The sequence below is a fragment of the Heyndrickxia coagulans DSM 1 = ATCC 7050 genome (assembly GCF_000290615.1).
In the GTDB taxonomy this organism is placed as follows: Bacteria; Bacillota; Bacilli; order Bacillales; family Bacillaceae_C; genus Weizmannia; species Weizmannia coagulans.
Window position 1 is genome coordinate 1 of sequence record NZ_ALAS01000011.1, and the last position, 476, is coordinate 476.

Here is a 476-nt window from a genome sequence, read left to right on the forward strand (position 1 = left end):
TAGGTTGTATTCAACGGTCTCTCGGCCCAAGCATTCACAATGGGATCCAGTTTTTGCGTAAGGGAAGAGACAAACGACTTGGATACATTCTTACCGCAAAGCTGTTCTACGACATTTGTGACCTTACGGGTAGAGACGCCATTGATGACCATCTCCAACATTGAAAGGACGAAAGCTTGGTCACATCTGGCATACTTTTCAAATAAGGTAGTTGAGAATTCGCCATTACGTGTCCGGGGAACTTTTAATGTAACATTGCCGATGCTCATCAACAGCTCGCGTTCATAGTAACCGTTCCGGTAATCCCGGCGTTCAACAGCGCGTTCATAAGGGCTCGTTTTTAAATAGTCATCCCTTTCCTTTTCCATAAACTCGTTTAACACGAGGACAACCGCTGATTTAATTACCGCGTCAAGATCGGAAGTCATGAGTATGTGTAAAATTTTACTCGAAGGGGCAAATGAGTGGAAAAAAAT

General features: G+C 43.7%; 1 protein-coding gene. It reads right to left on the bottom strand.

All coding sequences use genetic code 11. The annotated features are described in order from the left end of the window. Positions 1 to 428 (bottom strand): transposase (locus IC21_RS00525; protein ID WP_235801092.1); only part of this gene is annotated, 428 nt, incomplete at its 3' end. Between the last annotated feature and the right edge of the window lie 48 nt (positions 429 to 476).